This window comes from Paenibacillus sp. FSL W8-0426 (assembly GCF_037969725.1).
Taxonomy (GTDB): domain Bacteria; phylum Bacillota; class Bacilli; order Paenibacillales; family Paenibacillaceae; genus Paenibacillus; species Paenibacillus hubeiensis.
In genome coordinates, this window is sequence record NZ_CP150203.1 from 3,792,269 (window position 1) to 3,812,669 (window position 20,401).

The 20,401-nt window shown below is 47.1% G+C and carries 18 protein-coding genes; 5 read left to right on the forward strand and 13 right to left on the reverse strand.

Features of this window, described 5'->3' with window-relative positions; translation table 11 throughout:
- Positions 1–2 precede the first annotated feature (2 nt).
- The gene (locus MKY59_RS16890) at positions 3–884 is read left to right on the forward strand and encodes a carbohydrate ABC transporter permease (protein ID WP_339272530.1); all 882 of its coding nucleotides are present in this window, start codon (positions 3–5) and stop codon (positions 882–884) included.
- Between the two features lie 181 nt (positions 885–1,065).
- Here the strand turns inward: MKY59_RS16890 and MKY59_RS16895 are convergent, their stop codons facing one another.
- The 5 genes from MKY59_RS16895 to MKY59_RS16915 all read right to left on the reverse strand — a co-directional run bounded on the left by MKY59_RS16895 (position 1,066) and on the right by MKY59_RS16915 (position 4,968).
- Positions 1,066–1,785 (reverse strand): CPBP family intramembrane glutamic endopeptidase, encoded by a 720-nt coding sequence (locus tag MKY59_RS16895; RefSeq protein ID WP_339272532.1) that lies wholly within the window; start codon positions 1,783–1,785, stop codon positions 1,066–1,068.
- The gene (locus MKY59_RS16900; RefSeq protein ID WP_339272534.1) at positions 1,778–2,335 is read right to left on the reverse strand and encodes a PadR family transcriptional regulator; all 558 of its coding nucleotides are present in this window, start codon (positions 2,333–2,335) and stop codon (positions 1,778–1,780) included. The genes MKY59_RS16895 and MKY59_RS16900 overlap by 8 nt, the downstream gene beginning before the upstream one ends.
- A gap of 241 nt (positions 2,336–2,576) precedes the next feature.
- Positions 2,577–2,840 (reverse strand): hypothetical protein, encoded by a 264-nt coding sequence (locus MKY59_RS16905; RefSeq protein ID WP_339272536.1) that lies wholly within the window; start codon positions 2,838–2,840, stop codon positions 2,577–2,579.
- A 217-nt stretch (positions 2,841–3,057) separates the two neighbouring features.
- Positions 3,058–3,795, reverse strand: coding sequence for an MBL fold metallo-hydrolase (locus MKY59_RS16910; RefSeq protein WP_339272538.1), 738 nt, complete (start codon positions 3,793–3,795; stop codon positions 3,058–3,060).
- A 147-nt stretch (positions 3,796–3,942) separates the two neighbouring features.
- Positions 3,943–4,968, reverse strand: a complete 1,026-nt coding sequence (locus MKY59_RS16915; RefSeq protein ID WP_236412520.1) for a hypothetical protein — start codon at positions 4,966–4,968, stop codon at positions 3,943–3,945.
- Between the two features lie 630 nt (positions 4,969–5,598).
- Between MKY59_RS16915 and MKY59_RS16920 the strand changes: the two genes are divergently transcribed.
- Positions 5,599–6,138 carry an SUKH-4 family immunity protein gene (locus tag MKY59_RS16920; protein ID WP_339272541.1) on the forward strand — a complete coding sequence of 180 codons (540 nt, stop codon included), beginning with the start codon at positions 5,599–5,601 and terminating at the stop codon, positions 6,136–6,138.
- 1,176 nt (positions 6,139–7,314) lie between these two features.
- Here MKY59_RS16920 and MKY59_RS16925 read toward each other — a convergent pair.
- From MKY59_RS16925 to MKY59_RS16960, 8 genes are all read right to left on the reverse strand, one after another.
- Positions 7,315–7,533 (reverse strand): hypothetical protein, encoded by a 219-nt coding sequence (locus tag MKY59_RS16925; RefSeq protein ID WP_339272543.1) that lies wholly within the window; start codon positions 7,531–7,533, stop codon positions 7,315–7,317.
- Between the two features lie 321 nt (positions 7,534–7,854).
- Positions 7,855–8,880: a hypothetical protein gene (locus MKY59_RS16930; RefSeq protein WP_339272545.1), complete on the reverse strand. Its 1,026-nt coding sequence runs from the start codon at positions 8,878–8,880 to the stop codon at positions 7,855–7,857.
- Positions 8,881–9,184: 304 nt separating this feature from the next.
- On the reverse strand, positions 9,185–10,348 hold the full coding sequence (gene mmsB / locus MKY59_RS16935) for a multiple monosaccharide ABC transporter permease (RefSeq protein ID WP_236412515.1): 1,164 nt from the start codon (positions 10,346–10,348) through the stop codon (positions 9,185–9,187).
- The gene (gene mmsA / locus MKY59_RS16940; protein WP_339272549.1) at positions 10,332–11,882 is read right to left on the reverse strand and encodes a multiple monosaccharide ABC transporter ATP-binding protein; all 1,551 of its coding nucleotides are present in this window, start codon (positions 11,880–11,882) and stop codon (positions 10,332–10,334) included. Before mmsA ends, mmsB begins: the two co-directional genes overlap by 17 nt.
- A 21-nt stretch (positions 11,883–11,903) precedes the next feature.
- A complete protein-coding gene (chvE, locus tag MKY59_RS16945) occupies positions 11,904–12,989 on the reverse strand; it encodes a multiple monosaccharide ABC transporter substrate-binding protein (RefSeq protein ID WP_290371405.1) in 1,086 nt (361 codons plus the stop codon).
- A gap of 326 nt (positions 12,990–13,315) precedes the next feature.
- On the reverse strand, positions 13,316–14,629 hold the full coding sequence (locus MKY59_RS16950; RefSeq protein WP_339272552.1) for a response regulator: 1,314 nt from the start codon (positions 14,627–14,629) through the stop codon (positions 13,316–13,318).
- Positions 14,626–16,518 carry a sensor histidine kinase gene (locus tag MKY59_RS16955; RefSeq protein ID WP_236412512.1) on the reverse strand — a complete coding sequence of 631 codons (1,893 nt, stop codon included), beginning with the start codon at positions 16,516–16,518 and terminating at the stop codon, positions 14,626–14,628. The genes MKY59_RS16950 and MKY59_RS16955 overlap by 4 nt, the downstream gene beginning before the upstream one ends.
- Positions 16,519–16,570: 52 nt before the next feature.
- Positions 16,571–17,578: a substrate-binding domain-containing protein gene (locus MKY59_RS16960; RefSeq protein WP_339272554.1), complete on the reverse strand. Its 1,008-nt coding sequence runs from the start codon at positions 17,576–17,578 to the stop codon at positions 16,571–16,573.
- A gap of 228 nt (positions 17,579–17,806) precedes the next feature.
- On the opposite strand from MKY59_RS16960, the gene MKY59_RS16965 reads away from it, so the two are divergent.
- The 3 genes from MKY59_RS16965 (at position 17,807) to MKY59_RS16975 (ending at position 20,393) form a co-directional block, all read left to right on the forward strand.
- The gene (locus MKY59_RS16965) at positions 17,807–18,475 is read left to right on the forward strand and encodes a phosphatase PAP2 family protein (protein WP_339272556.1); all 669 of its coding nucleotides are present in this window, start codon (positions 17,807–17,809) and stop codon (positions 18,473–18,475) included.
- A gap of 164 nt (positions 18,476–18,639) precedes the next feature.
- The gene (locus MKY59_RS16970; RefSeq protein WP_339272558.1) at positions 18,640–19,314 is read left to right on the forward strand and encodes a response regulator transcription factor; all 675 of its coding nucleotides are present in this window, start codon (positions 18,640–18,642) and stop codon (positions 19,312–19,314) included.
- The gene (locus MKY59_RS16975) at positions 19,299–20,393 is read left to right on the forward strand and encodes a HAMP domain-containing sensor histidine kinase (RefSeq protein WP_339272560.1); all 1,095 of its coding nucleotides are present in this window, start codon (positions 19,299–19,301) and stop codon (positions 20,391–20,393) included. The genes MKY59_RS16970 and MKY59_RS16975 overlap by 16 nt, the downstream gene beginning before the upstream one ends.
- Positions 20,394–20,401: the final 8 nt, after the last annotated feature.

The following is a 20,401-nucleotide window of genomic DNA, read 5'->3' on the forward strand; positions in this document are numbered from 1 at the left end:
AAATGACATATAAACGTTCTCTGGGTGAAACGGTATTTTCATGGTTTAATATTTGCTTTATGCTTTTACTCTGCTTCGTTACGCTCTATCCATTTATTTATATCCTGTTTGCATCTCTAAGCAATCCTGCAGAAATGGCCCAGTTTCGCGGCATGCTGTTCTACCCGCAAGGATTTAGTTTCGCTGCTTACAAAGCGGTACTGGAAAATCCCATGGTTGCAACCGGGTACCGGAATACGCTCTTCTATGTCACAGCAGGTACGGCCATCAATTTGGTGATGACAACGCTCGGTGCCTATGCCCTCTCCCGTCGCAACGTTTATTTCAAAAACCACATCATGCTCATCATCGTGATTACTATGGTGTTCAGCGGGGGACTTATTCCTTCTTACCTGCTGATCAATCATCTCGGGATGTTGAATACACCTTGGGCACTTCTCTTGCCAGGGGCCATCAATTCGTTCAATTTGATTATTATGCGAACCGCATTTCAAGGCATCCCGGCAAGTTTGGAGGAATCCGCGCGCATCGACGGAGCGAATGACTGGGTTATTATGACAAGAATTATTATTCCCCTGTCCATGCCCGTCATTGCCGTCATGATTTTATGGTACGCCGTAGGCCATTGGAATTCGTATTTCAATGCATTGATTTATTTGCGGGACCGGGAATGGTTCCCTCTTCAGCTGGTGCTCAGGGAGATTCTGATTTCCAACAGTACAGACAGCATGATGACAGGAGCAGCAGCCGGCGATCGTCTGGATATCGGGATAACGATAAAATACGCGACGATCATTGTGTCTACACTGCCGATCCTGATCCTGTATCCGTTTCTGCAAAAATATTTTGTGCACGGCGTTATGATCGGTGCGCTCAAAGAATAATGGACAGATGGTTTCAAGGTTGCACACATTTGCTGCAAAACCTTGAAACCATTTTTGCCAAAAGCGTGATATATCTAAATTCAAAACAATCTGGGGATAACAGTGATCGGAAGATGGTTCTGACCACGTAGTGACTCCGTGTAAAAATCATCGGTTCAACTTATATAGGGACCCTGGGCAGCTATTTCATAAATAAGGCACTGAAAATCACGACATCCTGCAAGAAATGGATCGTTAGCGCCCAGAAAAATCCTTTTGTTTCTAACATTGATTTGGCCAAAAACCATCCGATAAAAGCAGCCATCAATACGCCTGGTATCCCGCCCGGATTTCCAAAATAATGAACGATACCAAAGATCGATGCGGCTAATCCTTGCGCTACATACGGAGAAAATCCATATCTGCTAACAACGGCAACAAACGAAAACCGAAAGATGATTTCTTCTGAAAAAGCATTCATAAGCGCAAATAGAAGGATGAGTATAACCCCGGGATATAGCTCCAGACTTACGCCCCCTCCATGAACCACTTGGAAGTAGATGACGACAGACGTTACCAACGTAATCACGATTGCGAAGTTTACACCTAACTTTTTCCACGTCTCCGTCTCTTTTGGCTTAACGCCAATCCACGGTTCTGGCCGGATTATTCCATCCCGCCTTTTAAGGTTTAAATACGCAAGTCCCTCTTTCCCCGCGATTCCATAGACGATGCCGATCACAATAAAAGCCAATAACAATACCGTGATTTGATAACTCATCTCTAGATTGTATCCAGCACTTTCGAATATTTTTAATAGGAGGGGCGGACTGCTTTTGAACCATACCAAGAGAGGGGCACAAGCAGCAACCACGATCGAAATGAACAGGATGGGAACGATATTGAACCGTTTTTTATTCATTCTCTTGCCCCCTGTCTGGACGGTTTAACGATTCCAACGCATGTTGGCACCATTCGATGGTCATTCGCAGATATCGCTCACCGTAGTCGAGGGTCAACAACCAGAGCTGGGCCTGTTTGCTTTCCTTGTCAGGAACACTCGCTTTAATTCCTGCAAGCATCGCAGTTAACCGCTCGCTCTCTTCTAATTCTTCCTGGAGAAAAGCGATTAATTGGGGGATATGCCGTTCATCGGAGACAAAGAGCTTCATAAGCAATTCGTTCCTGATCACAGATTCCTCCGGCGGGAGGGCTAACCATGAATCAAGCTGTTCACATCCTTGTCGCGTAACACCATAGACGATTTTACGCCTCCCCGTCTCAGCTTCTTCCACAACGGACACATAACCCTCTTGCTCCAGTTGTTTGATGCTCTTATGAATATGTCCGTAGGATTCGTTCCAGAAAAGGCCGATGCTTTCCTTCGAAAACTTTACAAGTTCGTAGGCACTCATGGGTTTAATGCGAAGTAAGCCGAGAATGGCAAAATGGGTGGTATTGATTCTTTTCATACGTCCCTCCTCCTTCACAATATATCTTTGAGATATATCCAATTAGCATAATACTCCATAAGGCTAAGGATGGCAATCCATTTAGAGAAAAAATAAGCTCAAGCCATTTTTAGCATTGGAAGCTCCACAACTTGAATTGCCGTTACTTCAACAAAAAAAGCAGCCCCGAACGGACTTCCCACACTGCTAATCAGTTAACAATGGAGTAGTTCATTCAAGGGCTACCTTTTTTATTTAATATTTACCAAGTAATCCAACCGCTTGTTCGTTTATAATTGTGAAGAAGTTCGTATTCTTCACTACGCATCAGTCGTTTCATTTTTGTTCTATAAAGGCGATAATCATCTTTTCGTGCTGCTTTACACTCTTTGTTGTAATGAACGCTCTTGATTCCTTTACGGAAATCTTTAAGCTTCTCTCTCCTTGGATCAATGGGCTTCCTGTTGATCTCCAGACTACGCTGCTTCTCATCTTCCCAGGATTGAATCTCTTCACGCGTAAACATCTTCATCCCCGTTGTGCCGGGTTAGATTTTGGCTTTTGAAGCCATGACCTTAGACACAACTAATAGAAGAAGATCTTCGGATTGAACATGAAATCACCTCGGTTTTTATTCAACCTAATTTTAACATATGGTAGCAGATTGGTGCATGGCCTGAAGGTGGCTGCATAACGTTTAGATATCCATTTAATCGGCAACCGGTTCAAGTTCTCAGAATGACTCAAGATTTATATTTATGGATTAATTGTTGGATCGCTTGTCGAACATCACCATGAAATAAACCTCCATGATAACAAATCAGCTGCTCGATATCGTAGTCAAGCAATCGCTGTACCGATCGTACGGCCTCATCCAGATCCATTGTATACTGGGGATTAGCAATGGCGAGCTCGCCTTCCTCGATGACGGCGGCGTCTGCAGCGATCAGTGTTTTACTGGCTGGCAAATATAATGAGATGTGCCCGGGCATATGACCTGGCGTGTGGATGATCTTAATCCCGCCGCACCAAGGCAGCCAATCCTCATCGGCTACCGTCCGGTCAACGGCAACCGGCTCGATCGACTTCAAGAGGCGAATAAATTGCTCCGCATATGGCTTTGCTTCATCGGTCAATGCGTCAAACGTTGATTCTGCCTGTTCAAGCCGCAATGATTTTTTCGTTCCTTCAATGTAAGGCGCTTCTAGCTCGTAAGCAACGATTTCGATGTGTGGATGCGCCCTCTTCAAAGCAGCGACTGACCCCATATGATCCATATCGTGATGCGTCACGATCAGTTTAGTCATTGAATCGAGAGTAACGTTATACCGGTTAGCCGCTTTTTCAATAAGAGGCATGAAATCGGGATAACCGCAGTCGATAAGAATCGTGTCAAACTCATCTTGAAGAAGGATTGGGGTAATGACCTGTTTTTGTCCGTTATATTCAAACTCAATATCAAGTAGATGATAAGTACTCATCAACATACCTCCTAACTAAACAACAATAATTATTGCATATTATTAACACATGACCTTCTCCTGCGATACGAAGCGCCGAAAGCCCCCATAGCCCCTGCGTCATCACGCTCCAAATGAAATTTCACCGTCATACGGTGCCCTTCTTCATTAATCTCCGCCACCGCCGCAGGATGAGCAGCTGGATGAGCTGCAAGAAGAATCTGAGGATGATCCGGAACCTCCGGATGAACCACTGCTGTCTGTGCAATGATCTGCATAACAGCTGGCACTGCTCGTGCAACTGCTGTTTGACGAAGACCCGGAGGCAGTCTTTTCCTGCGGGAGGATTTCCTGCTCCAGGCGACCCATGCGCACCCCGTATGTCGCTTCATGATGTATGGAATGGTACACCATGGCACTCGCCATGAGAAGAGCCACATCGCCCGTACCCGGAGATTCAAGAGAGAGTTCATTTGCGCTTAGACTTGCCGATCTTTGCAGTTTTTCAATCAAGTAGGTAATAACCTGCGCAGCTTCAGGACTCTCCTGCATGCGCCTGGCATGGAAGAGTTGATTCACCAGTTCGGACGGGTCTCCCTGCGCGATCAACTTTTGCACATCACCGGATAACGGATACCTGAAGAAATCGCCCCAGATCACGGAACTATAGGGAGTAAACGCGAATAATTGACAGTACACCCAGTCAAACCAGGCACGTGCTCCTGGCGTTTCGCGGCGGGTAACAGCCGGCTCATGATGTACAGTGGAACCCATAAACTCTGCGCAAAAGTCAGCGTAGGATCTCGTAAACATCAGCATTTCATGCCAAAATTCGTCTACCTCCTCGCTGAACATGGGCACCTGCTTAAGTAAAGAAGCCATAATGAAGTATCTCTTCAGCTCCAGCAGCTTCCATCGATATTCGTGCGTTGTCATATGAGGATATTCCTGTCCCATACGGATCTTCAGTTTGTTGGAAAAATGTTTATTGAAACTCTTTTCCAATTGAAGAACGGTTTGTTTATAGGAGACCTCTTCGCGAAGTCCAAGATTCAAAGGTAACTTTTTGCGTCTGTACGTCACTTTTGCATGCCTTCTGCGGCTTCCCGCCGGACGGAAAATTCTGATCTTACGCCGAATCAAATATACCCCAATAACCAATAAAATGGCTGCGATGTAGTAGTAGATAGGCACAGCGCCTCTCCTCTCCGTTGATATCGTTTCTATGTATGGGTTAAACTCTCACTATTATAAATGACGACCGGTAATGACTAAAAGAGCCCTTTGGCATAAATGCCAGGGATGTATGTTTCTATGCCTGCCCATTCCTTCAAAAATCCAACGTTCAGGGAATTTACCCCTAACCTACGAAATTGCTCGAACATCGAATACAAGCAGGAGTTGGTCTGCTGGTTTGACTTGTCATCTGATATAACAATTATCAATACTAGTCAATAAACCTATTTTTGTGATTGCTACTCTCTCCATTGGACATAGCCACGCCACCGACCTGTGCCAGTGCTTCCAACAGATTTTTTATCTTCATCAATTTCCTCCAAGATTCGATCAACCCATAGAAATGGATTTCTATGCGGTATTACCTCTTGTATTCTTTCAACATCAAACATGATTGCCTTCTCTTGTAGTTTATTTAAAAACCGATTCAAGTAAATTCCGGGACATCTTAGATGCTTATCTAATCGGAAATAAGAACATGTTCTTGTCCCTCGACATTTAATGACCAATTAATGGTATGATTATAATACCCTGTTTTCGTTTTTTATTTTGCCGACCAGTCGACTAAATTTTCAGTGAGGTGCAGCTATGGAGCCTGTTATCCGAGAACTTAAATCCAGTTTTGAGAGTCTGGATCCCTCCGAAATTGAGCAATCCGAATACTTGTCGAATCTAACAACCGAAAGACTTCGGCTGATCCCCTATCCGAACTTCGCTATCGAATTTGACAGTCCTTTATACCTCTTCCGGTTTGAAGATCGAACGCTTGCGATATTCGGACATGATCTCGGTGGTTATTACGCGGTCGATCTCGAGAGTGGCACCGTAACATATATCCACCAGGAAGACGCCCTTTACCGGCTGCAATTTTGCAATTCAAGCTTTGATTCTTTTTTGCAATTTCACAACTTGTTTATGCAGCAGGTAAAGTGGCGAATTGAATCCGGCAACGATCCGCAAAAAGCGGTGGAAGCGCTGGAAACAGAGTTCAGACGCTATGATTCTCAAGCCACGGAAAACGACGATTCCTTTTGGCCGATGCGTTTGTACGAGCTTTCCGACGACCTGTTTCCGCTGAATGATCTGCGTATAAACTTTTACCGATCGATCCTCGACAAAACGAAATGAGATCGTTACCGATACCGCGAAACGTTTTTCCGTGACGATCGCTAAAATGTCCGTATTGCGTTTTTGTTGTATTTATGCACCAATTCTTCCCTTAGTGGACTATCTTGTCTAGTATATAAAGCATCTTCGTTTCGCCATAGATCAAACCAGGGAATGGCCTCATTCTCTACAAATAACAATATTTGATTTGCACATCTATTTATAGAATCCTCATCTTTATGATACCTGAAGTTATAATGTATTGAATATTCATTTTTGTATCCATTTGCTTGGATTCCGTTTAAAGCTATAAAGTCCAGATCATCTAATAGAAATCGTATCCCCGTATGAACTCTATAGAAAGGACCAGATCTCAATTTATGCAGATGGATAAACTCAATTCTTTCTTCGTATATCCTTGTATAAAAGCTCGGCTTAGTTCTAAAAAAGCCATGGGGCAATAATAATTCTCTTATATAGGTTGAACCAATGATTTTTACACAGAGACACTACCGCGGTCAGAACCATCTTCCGATCGCTGTTATCCCCAGATTTCTTTGATCCCCTTTTTCAAGGGGAACATCCGGTGATCAGCCTATGCTTCCGATGCAGCTTTCTTACAGAAAGCTTTTAAGCGACCGCTTCGCTTCTCCAGATTCTTTCTGCCCTCTTCGTTATCGTGTAAATTTCCGGTTCAATCTATATAGTCTCTTTTTTACGAGTCCTCCATGCTTTTTCTCAGGGAATTTATCTTTCATTGCGATCATGTCCCCTTCTTCAGTGGCTCGTCTATGTCTAAATTCATGATTACTTTCAGAAGGAGTATCCTCCAGCATTTAAGTACTCTTGGTTCCACTCGTGTACAGGAACTGGAGTAATGCAATTCATATAATACTCCTTATACTTATCCAGCCCGAAATTAACAGAGTATGACCAGTAGAGCCTATGCATCAAATCTTTAGCTGTATGTAATGCGGTTAGTTCATAAGGCTCTAATCGTTCAAGTGGATTCGCGGGATAGATATCCGTTTCCACGATGGGATTTCCCATTCCCAAATCGCCGATTCCTGGATCAATATACACCAGATTGAATCGAGTAGAACATGAATCCGGACGATTTCCAAAATCTTGGCTAATATAATGTTTGGGTACATCCACATCTGTTTTAGGAGCTATGGCTGCATCTTTCAATTTTTGCTATGCGGTCAACTTTACAGCTGAATTCAACACTCGGATCACTCGAAATTCTTGAATATCCTGTAATTTAACCTCATCCCAAGCAGAGATTGAATTCTCCAAAAAGATATTAAACATGATAATATAAGGCTTTTTGAGTAATTGAACAACTGTTGAAACTGAGTCTGTCACAGGTACAAAATAAACATCATTTTCTTTCCAGCTGAATCGATTTAACATAATGTCTGGCGCCCCCTTTAGATCCATTTTTGTAGTTGTAGAAGAGACCCTTTTCTACTATATAGGTTTGAACCAATGATTTTTACACAGAGACACTACGCGGTCAGAACCTTCTTCCGATCGCTGTTATCCCCAGATTTCTTTGATCCCCTTTTTCAAGGGGAAAATCCGGTGATAAATGCGACCGCTTCGCTTCTCCAGATTCTTTCTGCCCTCTTCGTTATCGTGTAAATTCCGGTTCACTCTATATAGTACATCGTCTTTGGAGAGTAGAAGGCATGCCTGGTCTTATGGCTACTTATGAATTTACCGCTATTTATTTTATCCTATATGATTTTGTAAATGTATTCGCCACATGGACTTCATTCGCTTGTCTTCAGCAATATTCTCATAGAGGATATGCTCCTTCCCTGCTTGTTTAAACCAATCGCGTAATGCTGCAATCCTTCCTTTATTAAAATCAATAAACTGAAAATCTAGTTGTTGTAAGTGCTCCATTTCAAGTAATGCCTCTAAATCCTTGGCTTTAATACTTGTAGAAATCTGCCTTAATTCTAACATTTCAAGAAGGGGGGCTGACCACAAAAGATCTATATGTTTTAACGCTTTCATATTATCCAGTTCCAACTGTCTAAGGTTATGCATTTTAGAGAAGTCACATAAAGCCTCCACCTTAGATAAGGACAATCGTAAATAAGTAAGATTATGCATTGAAGCTATATCATCCAGATTCGTTAAGTTTCGTATATTTGCTAAGCTAAGCATTTTAACTGTAGAATTCGCAAGTGCTGCTAGGGAACCTTTCAAAGTACAATCATGAATAAAGAGACACTCCAATTTGGTTAACTGACGAACAAAATCAACTTCATGAATAGTAGTACTCAAAATGAGCGTGTCAAGTTCAGTTGCATCGCCGATCGGTGTTAAGTCTACAAATTCCCCATTTAATGAAAGATATTGAAGATTTCTAAAGTTAGAAGTAAAGTTTAAGTTTACCGGCTTTTTACTTGTAATTGATAAAAATTGCAATCGCTCTAGTTTACCAAGTATACTCAAATCAATATGATGTTGAAGGTTTAATTGTAAAGCTGTTATATGCTTTAAGTCAGCGATGATCTGTAATAATTCCTCTGTATAGCGCCCTTTCATATCAATTTGACGAATAGACAATACTAAATCCGGACGTTTAGCAAATACATGCTTATCTAATTCTTGTAAATCTTCGAGCTTATCTATATCAATGACAAACGAAATAAGCGCCCGATGTCCCAGTTGCTTAATCGCTTTATTCATTTTCCCTATTGTCCAAGGTGCACCATGCATAGAGCTCGTCCATACTTCTCCCATAACGACTCCCCCAATTGTTTTATGCTACCCATAATCTACCTAAATATTATTGTTAACCAAGCGATCAGAATCTCTATCTGAGATAGTTTTAATTTTACTGCATTTTACAGCGAATCCATATGGGGAGCAAGTTTATGGTTTATTTCTCCTTTAGAGCATCCTTCCTTGGGCTATTCTCTCTCCTAAAATAGCGGCTTCAATGGGATCATGTTCTTGTCCCTCGACAGAAAACAGACCCGCTATGATCGGTAGCGGGTCTGTTCTTCATTTCCATATCTGTACAAGAACGTGCTATTCTACAGTTTTAGGCCGATCTTTTGTTTTTGTTGTAGATATCGAAAGCTACGGCAAGCAGAAGCACCAAACCTTTGATTCCCTGCTGCCAGTCAATGCCCAAACCAATGAGGGACATCCCGTTATTCAGTACCCCCATTACCAAACCGCCGATGATTGCTCCAAACACGGTTCCAATGCCACCGGAAGCTGAAGCCCCGCCGATAAAGCAGGCTGCAATGGCATCCAATTCGAAGTTGGTACCCGCTCTTGGAGTGGCCGCGTTCAGACGGGCAGCGAAGATCAGACCGGAAACGGCGGCGAGCACGCCCATGTTTACAAATACCCAGAATGTCACTTTTTTGGTTTTGACTCCGGACAGTCCTGCAGCCTTTTCATTTCCTCCAAGCGCGTATACATGACGTCCCATTACAGTACGGTTCATGACAAAGGAATAAACGATGATCAGTACAAACAGCAGGATCAAAATATTCGGAATTCCGGCGTAACTTGCCAACACGAAGGTAAACAGGTTCGTCACCGCAGCCACCACAATCAGTTTGAGCAGGAAAAGCCCCTGCGATACGACCGCGAATCCGTATTTCCGCTGGGAGCGGCGTTCCCGCAGTTCATTCACGATGTACCAGACCGTAAGCGCAACGCCGACAAGGATCGAGATGAGCCCGAAACCCGAGAATTGAATATCAGGCAGGAACCCGGAGCTAATCTTTTGGAATCCTCCCGGAAAAGGAGAGATGGACTGCCCTTCGAGCACGATCATCGTCAACCCGCGGAAGAGCAGCATGCCCGCAAGGGTCACGATAAACGCAGGGATCCGCACATAGGCGATCCAGAAGCCCTGCCAGGCTCCGATTAACGCCCCGACCAGCAAAGAAGCGATCACCGCCATCCAGGCCGGAAGCTGCCAGTCGACCATCATGATTGCTGCCACTGCACCGACAAAGGCTGCAACGGAACCTACCGACAGGTCAATATGTCCGGTAATAATGACCAGTACCATCCCGATGGCGAGCACAAGAATATAGCTGTTCTGCAGGATCAGATTCGTAATATTGATCGGTTTCAGTAAGAGCCCGCCAGTCAGCAGCTCGAACAAGATCATAATGACAACCAGGGCGATGATCATCCCGTATTGGCGTATATTGTTTTTGAACAGTTTAGTTAGCATTTCCATGCTTCTCGCCTCCAGACTTCGTCATATATCTCATCAACGTTTCCTGCGTAGCTTCTTCGCGGCTGACTTCTCCCGTGATGCGCCCGGCATTCATGACATAAATCCGGTCACACAAGCCCAGAACCTCCGGAAGCTCGGATGAGATCACCAGCACGCCCTTGCCCTCTGCAGCAAGGCGGTGAATAATGGTATAGATTTCGAATTTGGCGCCCACATCGATTCCGCGGGTCGGTTCATCCAGAATGAGAATATCCGGACCGGCAAAAATCCATTTGCTCAGCACCACTTTCTGCTGATTGCCACCGCTCAGGTTTCCGGTTTTCTGCAAAATGCTCGGTGCTTTGATATTCATGCTTTTCTTCATTTCTTCGGCAACCAGCACTTCTTCACGTTCGTTCACAACTGCATTTTTGGTCAGCTTGCTCAGACCGGTCAGTGAGATATTGCGTTTGATATCATCCATAAGAATGAGCCCGTATTCCTTCCGATCCTCCGTCACGTAGGCAAAACCATTTTGAATCGCCTCCGTTACGCTGTTGTTCTGAATCGGTTTGCCATCCTTGATCAGCTGGCCCGATATGTTTCGTCCATAAGATTTGCCGAAGATGCTCATGGCCAGCTCCGTACGTCCCGCCCCCATCAGACCGGCAATGCCCACGATCTCGCCACGCCGGATGTTCATGTTGACCTGATCCAGCACCTTGCGTTCGGCATGATGCTCGTGATAAACGGTCCAGTCCTTCACTTCCAATATGACTTTACCGATATTGGCATGACGTTCCGGGTAGCGGCTTGTCAGGTCACGGCCCACCATTCCGCTGATAATCCGGTCTTCGGTGACGTTATCCTTTCTCATGTCCAGCGTCTCGATCGTCTTGCCGTCCCGCAATATCGTAACGGAGTCCGATACCTTGGACACTTCATTCAGCTTGTGGGAAATCAGGATACACGCAATTCCCTGCTTTTTGAATTCCAGCATTAATTGGAGCAGATTTTCGCTATCATCCTCATTAAGCGCTGCCGTTGGTTCATCCAGAATGAGCAGACGAACCTTTTTGGAGAGTGCTTTTGCAATTTCGACCAGCTGCTGTTTACCCACGCCGATGTTGGATACAAGCGTGTTCGGATTTTCGCTGAGCCCCACTTTGGAAAGCAATTCACGTGTACCGACCAACGTTTCTTTCCAGTCAATGATGCCTTTGCTGGCACGTTCATTGCCCAGAAAGATGTTCTCCGCGATGGACAGGTAAGGGATCAGCGCGAGCTCCTGATGGATAATGACGATCCCCAGATCCTCGCTCTGCTTGATATTTTTGAACTCGCATGTTTTGCCCTGAAACAAAATATCCCCTTCGTACGTTCCATGTGGATATACACCGCTAAGCACTTTCATCAGCGTGGATTTTCCTGCACCGTTCTCACCGCACAGCGAATGAATTTCGCCTTCCCGGACCTTGAGATTGACGTTCTCCAGTGCTTTGACCCCAGGAAAGGTTTTGGTAATGCCCTTCATTTCCAATATGATTCCGGTCATGGGATTTGCTCCTTTCCATTATTATTTCAATCCAATTTCTTCTTTGGTGTAATATCCGGTGCCTACAATGTCCTTCTCCACGTTTGTGCGATCCACTGAAATCGGATCCAGCAAATAGGCTGGTACGATCTTAATTCCGTTGTTATATGACTTTTCGTCATTCACTTCCGCTTGTTTTCCTTGCAAAATGCTATTGGCCATCTCTACCGTTTGTTCCGCCAGCTTGCGGGTATCCTTGAATACCGTCTGCGTCTGCTCTCCCGCAACAATGGATTTGATCGAGGCCAGCTCCGCGTCCTGACCCGTAATGACGGGCAAAGGTTTACTCTTTGATCCGTATCCGACGCCTTTTAGCGACGAGATGATGCCAATGCTGATTCCGTCGTACGGGGACAAGACCGCATCCAGGTGATCTCCCGAATAATAGGCGCTGAGCAGGTTATCCATCCTCGACTGAGCCAATGCTCCATCCCAGCGCAAGGTCGCGATCTGCGCCATCGTGGTTTGGTTGCTCCGCACGACAAGCTTGCCGGAATCGATATACGGCTTCAGCACAGACATCGCACCGTCAAAGAAGAAATACGCATTGTTATCGTCGGGCGAGCCGCCAAACAGCTCAATGTTGAACGGGCCCTTGCCTTCCTTGAGGCCCAGCTTCTGCTCAATGTAAGAAGCCTGGAGCACGCCCACCTTAAAGTTGTCGAACGTCGCGTAGTACGTTAAATAGGGCGTGTTGCGAATCAGACGGTCGTAGGATATGACTTGAATGCCTTCATCGTGAGCCTTCTTGATCACATCCGTCAGCGTATTGCCATCCACGGATGCAATCACCATCACATCCACTCCCTTGGTGATCATGTTCTCAATCTGTGAAATCTGATTTTCGACCACGTCCTCAGCGTATTGCAGATCCGTTTTATACCCCTGTTCCTGAAACAAACGGACCATGTTCTCTCCGTCGCCGACCCATCGCTCGGAGGATTTGGTTGGCATGGAGATGCCGACATATCCTTTTTCCTTGCTGCCTGCCCCACTCTCAGCCAGATTGCAAGCCGACAGCATCAGGGTCATCACCAGAAGCCAGATCATCACTGCTCCTTTTTTCATATCAAGTTCCCCTTTCCTCAAAATCATGCGGATCGTGAACGAATCATAAGATAACGCTTACAACGTTCGAAGTGACCCATACTGCTTTCTGTTTCCGCCTGATCCAATCGTAGCATTATGACGTCGAGACCGTCTTTGCAGCTTTTGAACCTTTTTTATAATATTTTAACTTTTGTATAACCTGTAGAAGTTAAGGTGCTGAATCCCTTGCCTCGAGTATCGTTCATCCACCGGGTATAAAAAAAGAGCTGATCCGCTTCGCAGAAGCAGAACAACTCCGTTGCCCTTGTCCATGTCCGGTGATGTTATCCCTGGTCCGCTTGATGTTATACCAGGTCCGCGGAGGCACTGTGCCCTGTGCCCCCGTCTTTTCGGTACTGCGCAGGCGAGATCCCCATCTTTTTCTTAAACGCCGTGCTGAAATAATGCTGGGTGTCGTAACCGACCCGTTCTGCAATGCTGTGGATGGGCATCGTCGTGGAATCCAGCAGCTGCACCGCTTTACGGATGCGGGCATGCGTGACCAGGGTTACGAAAGTATCGTTCAGCTCTTTCTTGAGCACCCGGCTGAGATATACCGAGGAGACTTGCAAGCGGGCAGCGAGCGATTCAAGCGTCAGTTCCCGATCCGCGTACTCCTCATTGATGATCTGCCGAGCCCTGCGCACCAGCGGAGACAATCGGGCTTCCCCATAAACAAGTTCCCGGCATAGCCGGTAAGCATTCGGGGCCTCTTCTAATGTACCTGTATTTTGCACCACACGGGCATGAACGGCAATATTGAGGCAGGAACCGATCTGCTGTTCAATGATGCAATCCAGCTCTTCCGGAGCCGCCTGCCACAAGCAAAAGCCGATTAACCCATTCGGGTCCCTGAACAGGACATGCGGAAGTTCTCCCAGCAGTTCGCCGATAATATTCTCCACGGCAAAAAGAAACAATTGGCGGTCATTCTCCCGCATAAGGGACTGACGGGCTTCGGCCGCAGGCCAGCGGACGATCCCGAGCTGCACGGGCGGATCGGATGGCAGACGCAGGAACGCCAGCTGCTCTGTCAGATCTTTTCCTTCCGCAAGCCCTTCCAGCCACTCCAGACAAAAACGCTGACGCAAAAGCGGAATATTGCGTTCGATCTGATCCGCAGCCTGCTTAACGTAAGCGGTCCGCTTGCGTTCTTCGTCCATCCGCCGATGCAAACGCTCGAGCGCAGCATGCAGCCGCTCCGCATCTACCGGCTTTAGGATGTAATCCTCCACGCCAAGTCGCACGGCCTCCTGAGCATAAGCAAACTCATCATGACCGGAGATGATCAGACAGCGGCAGCCCGGACATTCGTCCTGAAGGCGGCGGATCAGATCAATCCCGTTCAGAAATGGCATATTCATATCCACAAGGATGATATCGATACCGAGCTGGACAGCCAGCTCCAGCGCTTCTTCACCGTCTTCCGCTTCACCGGCAACCTCCATGCCCAGCCGATCCCAATCAATGGCATCCCGTATGCCTTCGCGAATGATCGGTTCGTCATCTGCAATCAGAACTTGGTAGCGCCCTGAAGTCTGCAATGTCTGGACTCCCGCCACAGAAACTGCCGCACTCTCCAATTCTGTCCAAGCTGCTTGCATGGTTGCTCTCTTCATTGACTCTCCCGCCTTCCTTCAATATCGAATTGCAATGCTTGTGGTAGTTCCTTCATTAACGGCTGAGTGATGGTCACGCAGGTCCCTTCACCTTCCTGACTATCCAGGCTGATTCCGTATTCTTCGCCAAAAGAAAGCCGCAGACGTGCCTGTACATTCAGCATGCCATAACTTTTGCCACCCTGGCCGGCTTCCTGTATTTCCATGCTCTCCAGGGGTGTGCTGAGGAGACGAGTCATCTCGTGCAGCCGCTCGCCTGTCATCCCGGCGCCATCGTCCTGTACCGTAAGCAACAGCTTGTCGTCTTTTACTTTAGCTTCGATCCGAATGTTACCCGGCCCTCGTCTCCCCTTAATCCCGTGATAAATTGCATTTTCCACTATGGGCTGCAGCACCAGCTTAAGCACGAACAGCTCCTTTAGGTCCTCGGGAATCACCAACTCACATTGAAGCCGGTTCCGGTACCGGGTCTGTTGAATCTGCAGATAGCTGGATATATGTTCAATCTCGGAACGCAGAGGAATGAAATCATTGCCTTTGCTGAGCCCGATCCGAAACAGTCTGGAGAGGGCACCCACCATCTCGGATACATCGTCTACGCCTTTCCTCTGTGCCATCCAATGAATCGTATCCAAGGTGTTATATAAAAAATGAGGTTTGATATGCTCCTGCAGGCTTCGCATTTCCGCATCCCGTTTCTGCCGCTCCCGCAGTTCATTAAGGGACATGAGCTGCTGGATTTGCACCAGCATTCGGTTGAAGCTTCTGCCGAGCATGCCGATTTCATCGGCACGATCGCTCCAGCGGCCGGATCTGAGATTTCCCGTTTCCGCTCTGCGCATATAAGACATCAACCGGAAAATAGGCTGAGCGATGGAATTGGAAAATCGCAGGGAAGCGCTCAGGCCAAAGAGACAGACCACGAAAACAAAACTGACCACGTAAAACTGGATCTGGCGGACTTCCGCCGTCGATTCCTTGGCCGGGAACACCCCTACGGTTCTCCATCCCGTAAACGCGGAAGACTGGTACATGAATAACAATTCCTTCCCTTCTGCTTCTGCGTTAAATGTTCCGCTATCTCCCGATGTGAACCACGCGGGTGGAATCTGCTCAACGAGTGGATTGTCCGGCATATAGACGCTTCGCCCTTCTGCATCGGTCACCATGACATATCCGGATTTCCCCAGCGTTACATCCCTGGCGGCCTGTGAGACGGTACGCAGCTTGAGATCAATCATAATGACACCGAGCACGCGTCCCGATGATTCATCCGTGATGGAACGTGCGACGGACACAATTTCACTGTCTTTATACCGGACATGCGTCGTGATGTTACGATGTCTCGGTTGGCCCAGAACGGTAAAAATGCCGGCATTCCCGGCCGCGCTTTGGTACCATTCCTCCTGAACCAGGCTTTGATTGGTTTTCGGATACATCTCATTGCTGATGTAATCTCCGTTTCGGTTAACGAGCACGATCCCTGCGATTTCCGGGTACAATGTCGTGAAGCCCTGCAAATATTGCTTGATTCCATAAAGCTGATCCTGATCTTTGGCCCGATTCAGATCGTTATAAGGTACAGCTGTGCCTGTATGGCCGTCAAAATCCGTTTTCCCTTCCATAAAAGCACGGATATCCGGATCAAAAGCGATCAGATAGGTCATATTCTGCAAATTCTCCATCTTGCTGTCAAGGGCTTCATTGACTTTGCCGATCAGCTGCATCGTGTGCCCTTCAACCTGTCGTTCGACAATCCGTTCCACCGTCCAGTTCACCAGCAGCCCGAGTCCCACCGAAGGAACGATGGCAAAGAGCAAAAAGAGCAGCATCAGCTGATAACGCAGCGGCATATTGCGCAAGCGCAGCCGCTGCAATCCGCCCTTCATCCGGAAGCGGATTTTCCTCCAGCTGAGGGACATAGTTGACCGATTATTATTTTTATTTGGCATAGTAATCATCTACATTCGAACGTGTCACCACAGAGATTCCGGTGTCTACCCTAACAGGCAGCGGTGCGTTCTCATCGGAAGAGGACGGTGCGGGTACGGTCAATTGGTGGTGCAAATGAAACAGATATTGAAGGGACCAATATCCCATGTTCCAGGTTCCTTGTGCGATCGTTGCAGAGATGGTGCCGCTCTTGATCATATCCAGCGTAGCCTTATTCGTATCAAAGGAGATGATTTGGAGCGGATGTCCCGCATTTGCATTCTGAACCGCTTCGCCTACGCCTGCCGCTCCCGTCGCCTCGGTTACAAAAATTCCGCCGAGCTTCGGATACGCCTTCATCATTCTGAGCGCTTCATCTTTTGATTTCATTACATCTCCGTGTCCATCGGCAACTTCAACGACCTTCATGGAAGGGTACCGGTCACGGATCGTATCGCGGAACCCCTGTGTTCGTTCTTCATGATTTTGCTGGCCCGGCATGGTCAGAATGGCGACTTCTCCCTCCCGGCCCAGAAGCTCGGCCATTTTGTCCGCAGCAGTCACCCCTGCCTGGTAATTGTCCGTACCGAGAAAAGAATAGGCTCTGCTGTCCGGTGCGTCCGCATCAAACAAAACGACCGGGATACCCGCGTCCAACGCCTTGTTTATGACGGGAATCAGCGATTGCGGGTCAATGGCGGAAATGGCGATGCCTGCCGGTTTTCGTGCAATCGCCTGCTCGATGACTGTGGTCTGTTCCTTCGGATCATACCGCGTAGCTCCCCGGTATTCCACCGTTACCCCGAGCGCATCCCCGGCATCCTCGAAGCCTTTGAGCACACTTTTCCAATATTCCAAGCCGGACTGGAACGTGATCATGATGTAAGTTTCACCGATATCTCCGCGCAGTCCCCGGTCCTCCCATGAGCCATTCGCTTCGCTTGCGTATTCGTACCTGAACACATACAGCGCAAAAGCCGAGATGAGCAAAATATAAACCAGCAGCGTTTTTTTCATATTCGTCTTCACTTCCTTAGAGGTCTCTCCACCTGCGTTCCGCTTAAATTGTAAACGCAAACACGAAAAAAAGAAACCGCTTTCCGTTTTAGCCAGAGTCATCTGTGTATGGAGACACAGGGCTAACATTTACTCAAGCAATATTTATTGTAAAATTATAGCATAATACAAATATCATATGGCCGGCTCGACCTATGAAATTCAGGCATCTTGGAGGATCACGACATTTTGGCACAGCATGAGAAAAAGACCTTCTCTATCCCGCTGCTCATTGCAGCATTAAGCCTTACCGTATTTGCACTGATTGCCTTGTCCGTCAGTGATCACCAGATCCACCGGTTTGATGACAACCTGATCGGATGGGTTCAGGGCATGGAATCACCCGGCATGACCAAGTGGATGCGGGTATTCACATGGATCGGCAGCGGACGGCCTGTCATCACCATCACGATCATGTTTATGATCGTATTGTATATTTTCCTGGGACACAGGCGGGAACTTCTGTTTTTGGCCGCGGTCATTGCAGGTTCAGCAATGCTGAACACCTTGTTGAAACTGGCATTTCAGCGTGCCAGACCAACCATCCATCGCATTGCAGAAGCGAACGGATACAGCTTTCCGAGCGGACACTCGATGGCGGCGTTCAGCCTATATGGCGGATTGGCCTTTCTGATCTGGAAGCATATTCCTACAGCAGCGGGCCGGGTGATGATGATCAACGTCAGTGCGGCCTTAATTTTGGCGATCGGCCTGAGCCGAGTTTATTTGGGCGTGCATTATCCCAGCGATATTGCCGGAGGTTACTTTCTGAGCGGCAGCTGGCTGGCGATCTGCATTTGGTTTTATCAGCGTTATTTGGAGCGGCTGTCGCTGCTTCATTCCAAACCTCAGACATAGAACTTTATAATGAGAAAAAGTCAAAGACCCGCCACCCTCAAGCTGAGGTTAGAGCAGGTCTTTTTCCCTATTAGTTCAGGTCCCCCCGATGAGATGGAGATTTTATTTTTTGTGGATTTTTGCTATGCTGGGTTACATATTTGGATACGGGAGACTGAGCATGAATGCATAAAATACTGATCGTGGACGATGAAGCAGATCTTCGAAAGCTGCTGACCGATTATTTTGAAATCAACGGGTATTCCGTCCTAACTGCCAAGGACAGCAGGGAAGCGCTGCGAAAAGTGGAACAACAACCCGATCTTGTTTTGCTGGATATCAACATGCCTGAGCAGAACGGCCTTCAATTATGCGAGAAAATCCGAGACTTCATCTCGTGCCCGATTTTATTTTTAACGGCTCGAATTGAAGATGCCGATAAAATAGCCGGATTTCAGGCCGGAGGCGATGACTATATCCTGAAACCTTTCAGCATTCACGAGCTGGGGGCCAGGGTCGAAGCGCATTTGCGCAGAGAACAGCGAATCCAGACCAAATCCTCGGTAAGGTTTAACGATGATTTGGTCATTGATTATACAGCCCGGGAGCTTTACTACCAAGATAAGCAAATTCCACTCGTGAAAAAAGAGTTTGACATTATCGAGTTACTGTCCACACATCCCAATATCGTGTTCGAAAAGGAACGCATATACGAAAAAATTTGGGGGTGGGACAACCAGGGAGACAGCAGTGTGATCGCGGAACATATCCGGCGAATTCGTTCTAAATTAAAGGAACATGGCTGCGTTGACCGAATCGAGACTGTTTGGGGAGTAGGATACAAATGGCCAAGCTCATGAATGCACTGCTGCTCAGGCGATTTACCTTACGGCAATCTTTTATGCTGTTATGCGTAGTCACGCTCATTGCCGTACTGGTCGTCATCACGCTGGAGTTTGCCTGGGCGGAGAAGCTGCGGCTGCGTTTCGGAGAATCGGAGTGGGTGCTGCCCTCCCTCGTCGCGGCAGTGATGCTTACCGTAGCAGCCGGAATCGTCACCATGGCCATCTTATTTTACAGATGGAAACTGAAACGTCCGCTGGAGCTGTTAAAGCAGGCATCCGAGAAAATTTCGGCAAACGATCTGGACTTCCACATCTCCTATGACAGCCGGGACGAGATGGGCGAGCTGATTGCGGCATTTGAGAACATGCGCTCCACATTGGAGAAAAACGTAAAGACGCTCTGGCGGTCGGTGGAGGAACGCAAGAAACTCAATGCCATTTTTGCTCATGACTTGAGAACGCCGCTGTCCGTGTTGAAAGGAAACACCGAGCTCCTCGCCACCTATCTGCCTGAAAAGAAATTGTCGGAAGAAAAGGTGCTGGATCTAATCCATACCATGAATCTTCACATCGTGCGTCTGGAGAGCTATGCGGAGGCTATGAGCTCGATTCAGAAGCTGGAGGATGTCCCGGTGCATCGCCAGTCGATCGATACGATCTCGTTGACGACTTTGTTAAACGACAGTGCCGAACAAATCGCAAGGCAATTCGGCAAAACCTTCGTGTCATCCATGGAATATGATCATGCCGTAATCAACGTGGACCCCTATATCGTCATGCAAATTTTCGAAAACATGATGGCCAATGGGGCTCGATACGCAGCCAGCCAAGTGAACGTTCACTATGACATTCAGAAAAGCACGATGAAGATTACCGTCTCAGACGACGGGCATGGTTTCTCGGATGAAGCCCTGCACAAGGCTGTGCTCCCTTTTTATCGCGGCGAAGTGTGGGACGCGACCGAACATCGCGGGCTGGGCCTTTATATTTGCAAGGTGTTTTGTGAAAAACATGAAGGGGACCTGCAGATCGCAAACGGTCCTCATGGCGGCGGGAGCGTTACGGCAAGTTTTGGGACCCGAGTTGATAAATAGTTGAAAAA

Coding starts and splice junctions, on each gene's coding strand:
- MKY59_RS16890 (WP_339272530.1), top strand. CDS start 3: ATGACATATAAACGTTCTCTGGGTGAAACGGTATTTTCATGGTTTAAT.
- MKY59_RS16895 (WP_339272532.1), bottom strand. CDS start 1,785: ATGAATAAAAAACGGTTCAATATCGTTCCCATCCTGTTCATTTCGATC.
- MKY59_RS16900 (WP_339272534.1), bottom strand. CDS start 2,335: ATGAAAAGAATCAATACCACCCATTTTGCCATTCTCGGCTTACTTCGC.
- MKY59_RS16905 (WP_339272536.1), bottom strand. CDS start 2,840: ATGTTTACGCGTGAAGAGATTCAATCCTGGGAAGATGAGAAGCAGCGT.
- MKY59_RS16910 (WP_339272538.1), bottom strand. CDS start 3,795: ATGAGTACTTATCATCTACTTGATATTGAGTTTGAATATAACGGACAA.
- MKY59_RS16920 (WP_339272541.1), top strand. CDS start 5,599: ATGGAGCCTGTTATCCGAGAACTTAAATCCAGTTTTGAGAGTCTGGAT.
- MKY59_RS16925 (WP_339272543.1), bottom strand. CDS start 7,533: ATGTTAAATCGATTCAGCTGGAAAGAAAATGATGTTTATTTTGTACCT.
- MKY59_RS16930 (WP_339272545.1), bottom strand. CDS start 8,880: ATGGGAGAAGTATGGACGAGCTCTATGCATGGTGCACCTTGGACAATA.
- mmsB (WP_236412515.1), bottom strand. CDS start 10,348: ATGGAAATGCTAACTAAACTGTTCAAAAACAATATACGCCAATACGGG.
- mmsA (WP_339272549.1), bottom strand. CDS start 11,882: ATGACCGGAATCATATTGGAAATGAAGGGCATTACCAAAACCTTTCCT.
- chvE (WP_290371405.1), bottom strand. CDS start 12,989: ATGAAAAAAGGAGCAGTGATGATCTGGCTTCTGGTGATGACCCTGATG.
- MKY59_RS16950 (WP_339272552.1), bottom strand. CDS start 14,629: ATGAAGAGAGCAACCATGCAAGCAGCTTGGACAGAATTGGAGAGTGCG.
- MKY59_RS16955 (WP_236412512.1), bottom strand. CDS start 16,518: ATGAAGGGCGGATTGCAGCGGCTGCGCTTGCGCAATATGCCGCTGCGT.
- MKY59_RS16960 (WP_339272554.1), bottom strand. CDS start 17,578: ATGAAAAAAACGCTGCTGGTTTATATTTTGCTCATCTCGGCTTTTGCG.
- MKY59_RS16970 (WP_339272558.1), top strand. CDS start 18,640: ATGCATAAAATACTGATCGTGGACGATGAAGCAGATCTTCGAAAGCTG.
- MKY59_RS16975 (WP_339272560.1), top strand. CDS start 19,299: ATGGCCAAGCTCATGAATGCACTGCTGCTCAGGCGATTTACCTTACGG.